6 protein-coding genes and 1 pseudogene are annotated in these 6,528 nt (G+C 66.2%); 4 read left to right on the top strand and 3 right to left on the bottom strand.

Annotated features, from left to right (window positions below; translation table 11 throughout):
- A pseudogene (locus tag QOC69_RS01680) lies at positions 1–160 on the bottom strand (enoyl-CoA hydratase); the annotation flags it as partial.
- Between the two features lie 108 nt (positions 161–268).
- On the opposite strand from QOC69_RS01680, the gene QOC69_RS01675 reads away from it, so the two are divergent.
- From QOC69_RS01675 to QOC69_RS01665, 3 genes are all read left to right on the top strand, one after another.
- A complete protein-coding gene (locus tag QOC69_RS01675) occupies positions 269–1,360 on the top strand; it encodes a CaiB/BaiF CoA transferase family protein (RefSeq protein WP_526435723.1) in 1,092 nt (363 codons plus the stop codon).
- Positions 1,361–1,425: 65 nt separating this feature from the next.
- Positions 1,426–2,178, top strand: coding sequence for a 3-hydroxyacyl-CoA dehydrogenase (locus tag QOC69_RS01670; RefSeq protein ID WP_526435721.1), 753 nt, complete (start codon positions 1,426–1,428; stop codon positions 2,176–2,178).
- A 5-nt stretch (positions 2,179–2,183) separates the two neighbouring features.
- Positions 2,184–3,185 (top strand): NAD(P)H-dependent flavin oxidoreductase, encoded by a 1,002-nt coding sequence (locus QOC69_RS01665; protein ID WP_526435719.1) that lies wholly within the window; start codon positions 2,184–2,186, stop codon positions 3,183–3,185.
- Between the two features lie 209 nt (positions 3,186–3,394).
- Here QOC69_RS01665 and QOC69_RS01660 read toward each other — a convergent pair whose 3' ends face one another.
- Both QOC69_RS01660 and QOC69_RS01655 read right to left on the bottom strand, forming a co-directional pair.
- Positions 3,395–3,517: a hypothetical protein gene (locus tag QOC69_RS01660; RefSeq protein ID WP_255507324.1), complete on the bottom strand. Its 123-nt coding sequence runs from the start codon at positions 3,515–3,517 to the stop codon at positions 3,395–3,397.
- A gap of 83 nt (positions 3,518–3,600) precedes the next feature.
- The gene (locus QOC69_RS01655; protein ID WP_526435717.1) at positions 3,601–4,152 is read right to left on the bottom strand and encodes a DoxX family protein; all 552 of its coding nucleotides are present in this window, start codon (positions 4,150–4,152) and stop codon (positions 3,601–3,603) included.
- 162 nt (positions 4,153–4,314) lie between these two features.
- Here QOC69_RS01655 and QOC69_RS01650 point away from each other — a divergent pair.
- A partial coding sequence (locus QOC69_RS01650) for an MMPL family transporter (protein WP_526435715.1) occupies positions 4,315–6,528 on the top strand: 2,214 nt, incomplete at its 3' end.

Below are 6,528 nucleotides of genomic sequence, written 5' to 3'. Positions count from 1 at the left end.
CGCGTTCCAGCGCGGCGGCGATGGTCTCGAGCATCGGCGCGGTCAGCGAGTTGAGGCTGTCCGGGCGGTTCAACGTCACCGCGAGCACGCCATCGCTGAGCGAAAGGGTGAGGTCGTCGATGCCGGTGTAGGACTCGATGGTGGTCTTGGAGTTGTTCATGCCTCGCCTTGGGTCTGGCGAGCCTGAGGCCCGCGGCCGGTGGACCTGGTTATACAAGTAAGCTATGTCGGCGGTCAACTTGAGGCTACTGGTGGAGGACGTTGCGCGATGGCTGGACCACTACAGGGATTGCGAGTCTTGGAGCTGGCCGGCATCGGCCCCGGACCGCACGCCGCAATGATTCTCGGCGATCTGGGCGCCGACGTCGTGCGCGTCGAGCGGCCCAACAAAAGGCCCGGCGTGCCGCGCGGAAACCGCGACTCCATGCTGCGCAACCGGCGGTCGGTGACCGCGGACCTCAAGAGCGACGAGGGACGTGAGCTGCTGCTGCGGCTCATCGCCAAGGCCGACGTGCTGATCGAGGGCTACCGGCCGGGCGTCACCGAGCGCCTCGGCCTCGGGCCGCAGGACTGCGCAGCGGTCAACGAGCGGCTGATCTACGCACGCATGACGGGCTGGGGCCAGACCGGGCCGCGGGCGCTGCAGGCCGGTCACGACATCAACTACATCTCGCTCAACGGATTGCTGCACGCCGTCGGCCGCAAGGACGAGCGGCCCGTCCCGCCGCTGAACCTGGCAGGCGACTTCGGCGGCGGTTCGATGTTCCTCATCGTCGGGATCCTGGCCGCGCTGTGGGAGCGCCAGACCTCCGGCAAGGGCCAGGTGGTCGACGCGGCGATGATCGACGGGTCCAGCGTGCTGATGCAGATGATGTGGGGCTTCCGCGCCATGGGTATGTGGTCCGACGAGCGCGGCACCAACATGCTCGACACCGGCGCGCCCTACTACGACACCTACACCTGCTCCGACGGTCGCTACGTCGCGGTCGGCGCCATCGAGCCGCAGTTCTACGCCCTGCTGCTGCAGGGCCTCGGCTTGGATCCCGCTGAACTGCCCGACCAGAACGACGCCAGCCGCTGGGGCGAGTTGCGCGTCGCCTTCACCGAGGCGTTCGCCGCCCAGGATCGCGACCACTGGGCCAAGGTGTTCGACGGCACCGATGCGTGCGTGACCCCGGTGCTGTCCTTCGCCGAGGTCGAGACCGAGCCTCACATCACCGAGCGTGACACCTTCTTCCGTGACGGCGACAACTTGGAGCCCGCGCCTGCGCCCCGGTTCTCCCGCAGCGTTCCGCCGACGCCGACGCCGTCAGGGGAACCGGGCGCCGACACCGAGGCCGTTCTACGGGACTGGGTATAGTCCCAACCAACCAGGTGGTCGAGCGGAGGCGCGAGCCTCCGAAATTTTGAGAAGGGAATGCATCTGTGCAGATCAAAGACGCCGTAGCAGTCGTTACGGGTGGCGCGTCCGGCCTTGGCCTGGCGACCACCAAGCGCCTGCTGGACGCCGGGGCGAGCGTGGTGGTCATCGACCTCAAGGGCGAGGAAGTGGTCGCCGGACTCGGCGACCGCGCGAAGTTCGTCGCCGCCAACGTCACCGACGAGGCCGCTGTCTCCGAGGCGCTCGACGTCGCCGAGTCGCTCGGACCGGTGCGCATCAACGTCAACTGTGCGGGCATCGGCAACGCCATCAAGACGCTGGGCAAGGACGGCGCGTTTCCGCTCGACCAGTTCAAGAAGGTCGTCGAGGTCAACCTGATCGGCACCTTCAACGTGCTGCGGCTGTCCGCAGAGCGGATCGCCAAGACGGATCCCCTCGGCGAAGAGCGCGGCGTCATCATCAACACCGCGTCGGTCGCGGCATTCGACGGTCAGATCGGACAGGCGGCGTACTCGGCCTCCAAGGGTGGCGTCGTCGGCATGACGCTGCCGATCGCGCGCGACCTGTCGCGCAGCCTGATCCGCGTGGTCACCATCGCGCCGGGGCTGTTCAAGACGCCGCTGCTGGGCTCGCTGCCCGAAGAGGCGCAGAAGTCGCTCGGCCAGCAGGTGCCGCACCCGGCCCGGCTCGGCGACCCCGACGAGTACGGCGCGCTGGCCGTGCACATCGTCGAGAACCCCATGCTCAACGGCGAAGTGATCCGCTTAGACGGTGCGATCCGCATGGCTCCGAGGTAGGCGCCATGGCAATCAAGACGAAGTTCACCGAGGTATTCGGGGTCGAGCATCCCGTCGCGCAGGGCGGCATGCAGTGGGTCGGGCGAGCGGAACTCGTTGCGGCCGTGGCCAATGCGGGTGGCCTCGGCTTCATCACCGCGCTGACACAGCCGACGCCTGCCGACCTGGCCCGTGAGATCGCCAAGACGCGCGAGCTGACCGACAAGCCGTTCGGTGTGAACCTGACGATTCTGCCGTCGATCAATCCACCGCCGTACGACGAGTACCGCCAGGTCATCGTCAACGAGGGCATCAAGATCGTGGAGACCGCGGGCTCGAATCCGGCTCCGCACCTGCCGATGTTCCATGACAACGGGATCAAGGTGCTGCACAAGTGCACGTCGGTGCGGCACGGGGTGAAGGCGCAGAGCCTCGGGGTGGACGGCATCAGCATCGATGGCTTCGAGTGCGCGGGCCATCCTGGGGAGGACGACGTCCCCGGCCTGGTGCTAATTCCGGCCGCGGCCAAGCAGATCGACATTCCGATGATCGCCTCCGGCGGCTTCGGCGACGCCCGCGGCCTGGTGGCCGCTCTGGCGCTTGGGGCCGACGGCATCAACATGGGCACGCGGTTCATGTGCACCGTCGAGTCGTGCATTCACCAGAACGTCAAGGAAGCCATCGTTGCCGGCGACGAGCGCGGCACCGAGCTGATCTTCCGCAGCCTGCACAACACGGCGCGCGTCGCGAGCAACGTGGTGTCGCGTGAAGTGGTGGAGATCCTGAAGCAGGGCGGTCAGTTCGAGGACGTCAAGGATCTGGTGGCCGGCGTGCGTGGGCGACGGGTGTTCGACGACGGCGACGTCGACGCGGGCATTTGGACCGTGGGCACCGTGATGGGCCTGATCGATGACATCCCGACGGTCGAGGAATTGATCTCGCGGATCGTGAACGAAGCAGAAGAACTGATAACCGAACGCCTCGGCGGAATGGTCACGCCATGGGAGTCCGAGGCGATCTCCGCATAGCGGGAGGCGTTCAGATTGCGCTGAGGGTCGTGGTTCGTGCCGGATCGCGACCCTCAGTACAGCCTCGACGCGGTGCCCTTGGATAGAAGAAGCCGCCGACGGTATCCGTCGGCGGCTGTCTGTCCAGGTCCCGCGATGCAGCTAACGCTGCCGCATGCCAACCTCGGCGCCCACGTGATCAGTCAAGCCACGTGGTCTGACCTGCTGTGTTATACGGCTGCTGCGAGGTCGGGGAACTGTTCGGTGGTATCACCCTCGACCAGGAAGTCCCCGTGGTAGAGGGCTTCGAAGTCAACCTTGATGACATCTGCGCTGGTGTCGTCGATCCACATGTACTGGACAGTAACAATAACTATTAAGAGTTCTTTGAGTCACGATTGTGACTACGGTGGCAATTCTTACCTGCGGGTAGGTTCTACGCCTTTGGATCGCTCAGGTGGATCGGGTTGGTGCCGTTCAGCAAGACCCACGTCGCGACCGCCGCAGCGATTGCGACGAGAAACAGCCCGACCGTGATGACGCCGGGCCAGCGGGCCCGGCCGAACATCTTCGCGTCCACCGAGTAGGCGCCCGCACCGGTGAAGAGCAGGGCCGTTGCGGCGAACGCCACCAGGAACGGCACGTTGAACGGCTGAGACCAGAACGCACCGCCGGAGACGTTGACTGCCCAGGCATCGATCATCGCGGCGATCAGGCCACACGCGGCCACTGGCGTCAGCAAACCCAACAGAAGCAGGATTCCGCCCGCGGTCTCCGTAGCCGTCACCAGAATCGCGGCGAACTTCCCCATCTTCCATCCGTTGTCGTCCATGAAACTGACGGCTGCGTTGATGTCGAACGCCTTGATCAGGCCGGCCTGCAGCGCCGTCGCTCCGGTGGCGATGCGCAGGACGAGCAGGCCGAATGAGCTCACCGAGTCGGTGCTGGCGGAGTCATACCTGGTCGAGAACGAGTCGGTCGTGGCCATGACGAGAAGCCTAAATGTCTGTGCAGATGCTGGGAAACGCTCGTGAGGGGTGAACGTTCCGCGGCCCGGCGACGTGATCAGAGACACGGGGTACGCGGTTGACCACCCAAAGTTATCGTTGGTAACTTAACGTTGATATTGTCAGTTGTCGAAAGGTCCGACATGTTGCGCAGGATCGCCCTACTTGCGATCGCCGCCCCGCGACGCATCCTCGCCATCGCGGCGCTCGTCATGGTGGCCGCCGCGGTATTCGGCATACCGGTGGCCAAGAGCCTGTCGGCAGGTGGCTTCCAGGACCCGACGTCCGAATCCGCTCAGGCGACGAAGCTGCTGACCGAGAAGTTCAACCAGGGCGACATGCAGTTGCTCGTCACGGTCACCGCACCCGACGGCGTCAAATCGTCGAACTCCACCGCGGTCGCCACCGACATCGTCGACCACCTCAAGCAGTCATCGCACGTCGCGAACGTGACGTCACCCTGGACCGTGCCGCCCCAGGCCGCCTCGGACCTGATCAGCGAGGACGGCAAGACCGGCTTGATCGTCGCCGGTATCACCGGCGGGGAGAACGACGCGCAGAAGTATGCCAAGGCGCTCTCCGACGAGGTCGTGCACGACAGGGACGGCGTCACCGTGCGCTCCGGTGGCGTAGCGATGGTGTACGCCCAGATCAATGCTCAGACCGAGCGCGACCTGCTGTTGATGGAGTCGATCGCGATCCCGCTGAGCTTCCTGTTCCTGGTGTGGGTGTTTGGGGGCGTGGTGGCGGCGGCTTTGCCGATGCTCGTTGGCGGACTCGCCATCGTCGGCTCGATGTCCGTGCTGCGACTGCTCACGTTCAGTACCGACGTCTCGACCTTCGCGCTGAACCTGTCCACCGCACTGGGACTCGCCCTGGCCATCGACTACACGTTGCTCATCATCAGCCGCTACCGCGACGAACTCGCCGAGGGGCGGCCGCGCGAGCAGGCACTGATCCGGACCATGACGACGGCGGGCCGGACGGTGTTGTTCTCGGCGACGACGGTCGGGCTGTCCATGGCGGCGATGCTGCTGTTCCCGATGTACTTCCTGAAGTCGTTCGCCTACGCAGGCGTCGCCACCGTGGCGTTCGCCGCCGCTGCGGCGGTGATCGTCACCCCCGCCGCCATCTGGCTGCTGGGGGACCGGCTCGAAGCGTTCGACGTCCGGCGGTTGCTCCGCCGGGTGTTGCGGAGGCCCGAACCCGCCCCCAAGCCCGTCGAGCAGTTGTTCTGGTACCGATCGACGCAGGCCGTCATGCGTCGCGCCGTGCCCATCGGACTTGCGGTCGTCGTCCTGCTCCTCGCGCTCGGCGCCCCGTTCCTCGGCGTGAAGTGGGGCTTCCCTGACGACCGGGTGCTGCCCACGTCGGCGTCCGCGCATCAGGTCGGTGACCAGTTGCGCAACGACTTCGCCGACGACTCCTCGACCGCGGTCACCGTCGTCGTGCCCGACGCCGCAGGACTCGCCCCCGCCGAGATCGAGCGCTACGCCGCCGAGCTGTCCCGGGTGCCTGACGTCCAGGCAGTGTCGGCGCAGACGGGCACGTTCGTCGACGGCAAGGTGGTCGGGCCGCCCACGGCACCGGCCGGCGCGGTCGACGGCAGCGCGTTCCTCACCGTCAGAAGTACGGCACCGCTGTTCTCCGACGCCTCCGAGGCGCAACTCGACCGCCTGCACCAGGTGCCAGGACCCGACGGACGGTCGGTGCAGATGACGGGCAGCGCGCAGGTCAACCACGACAGCGTGGTGGCGATCACGGATCGACTGCCATGGGTGCTCGGTCTGATCGCGGTGATCACGTTCGGGCTGCTGTTCCTGTTGACGGGTAGTCTGGTGCTGCCGCTGAAAGCCGTTGTGCTGAACGTGCTGTCGTTGACCGCGGCGTTCGGTGCGCTGGTGTGGATCTTCCAGGACGGACATCTGAATGCGCTCGGCACCACGGCCACCGGCACGCTGGTGGCCAACATGCCAGTGTTGTTGTTCTGCATCGCGTTCGGCCTGTCGATGGACTACGAGGTGTTCCTCGTCGCGCGGATCCGCGAGTACTGGTTGAAGATTCGGACCAACGGTGATGCCTCTCCGTCGGGCCTGCAAGCGATCAGGCTCGCCCGTGCCGACAACGACAGGGCGGTGGTGCTCGGGTTGGCCCGCACGGGCCGGGTGATCACCGCCGCCGCCGTGGTGATGTCCATCTCGTTCGCCGCACTGATCGCCGCGCAGGTGTCGTTCATGCGGATGTTCGGCGTCGGGCTGACGCTGGCCGTGCTGGTCGACGCCACGCTGGTCCGGACGGTGCTGGTGCCTGCCTTCATGCACGTGATGGGCGGGTGGAACTGGTGGGCGCCACGACCG

It is taken from the genome of Mycobacterium sp., from assembly GCF_032162105.1.
In the GTDB taxonomy this organism is placed as follows: Bacteria; Actinomycetota; Actinomycetes; order Mycobacteriales; family Mycobacteriaceae; genus Mycobacterium.
The sequence above is the reverse complement of the archived record's forward strand: the minus strand, read 5'-3'. Positions and strand labels throughout refer to the sequence as shown.

Excerpts from the sequence above, each read along its gene's own strand:
- QOC69_RS01675 (WP_526435723.1), top strand. The coding sequence starts at position 269 with ATGGCTGGACCACTACAGGGATTGCGAGTCTTGGAGCTGGCCGGCATC.
- QOC69_RS01660 (WP_255507324.1), bottom strand. The coding sequence starts at position 3,517 with ATGTGGATCGACGACACCAGCGCAGATGTCATCAAGGTTGACTTCGAA.
- QOC69_RS01665 (WP_526435719.1), top strand. The coding sequence starts at position 2,184 with ATGGCAATCAAGACGAAGTTCACCGAGGTATTCGGGGTCGAGCATCCC.
- QOC69_RS01655 (WP_526435717.1), bottom strand. The coding sequence starts at position 4,152 with ATGGCCACGACCGACTCGTTCTCGACCAGGTATGACTCCGCCAGCACC.